This window comes from Streptomyces sp. SID12501 (genome assembly GCF_010550245.1).
In the GTDB taxonomy this organism is placed as follows: domain Bacteria; phylum Actinomycetota; class Actinomycetes; order Streptomycetales; family Streptomycetaceae; genus Streptomyces.
Genome location: NZ_JAAGLU010000494.1, coordinates 1 through 485 on the forward strand (window position 1 = coordinate 1; position 485 = coordinate 485).

The following is a 485-nucleotide window of genomic DNA, read 5'->3' on the forward strand; positions in this document are numbered from 1 at the left end:
GACCGCCAGCAAGAACGTCGCGACGAAGCCCGCGAACCCGGGCGACCCCTCCTGCGGGCTCTCGTACGTCGGCCCCGGCAGCCGCTCGGCCCACACCACGCCCGTGAGCAGGGCCGTGCCCAGCAGCGCGCTCATCGTGCGTGCTCCGTCCCGCGGATCCCCGCGAACAGGTCGTCCTCGGGCAGCGTCGTCGGCACGCGGGACTCCGCGAGCTCGTACTCCTCGTCGCGCCACGTCGCGAGCTCGACCTCGCGCGGCACCGCGAAGAACCAGCCCTCGGGGTCGATCTGCGTCGCGTGCGCCCGCAGGGCGGCGTCGCGCTGCGGGAAGTAGTCGGCGCACTCGACGCGCGTCGTGACCTCGCGCTCGGGCACCTCGCGCGCCTGCCGCGAGTCGATCCAGTCGCTGAACGGCGACTCGCCGCCCGCCGCGACGATCGCGTCGTGCACGGCCCGCATGCGCGCGAGCGAGAAGCCGTGGTTGTA

General features: G+C 74.2%; 1 pseudogene. It reads right to left on the reverse strand.

Annotated elements, in window-relative coordinates:
• Positions 1 to 131 precede the first annotated feature (131 nt).
• Positions 132 to 485 (reverse strand): annotated as a pseudogene (locus tag G3I71_RS46945) (mycothiol conjugate amidase Mca); the annotation flags it as partial.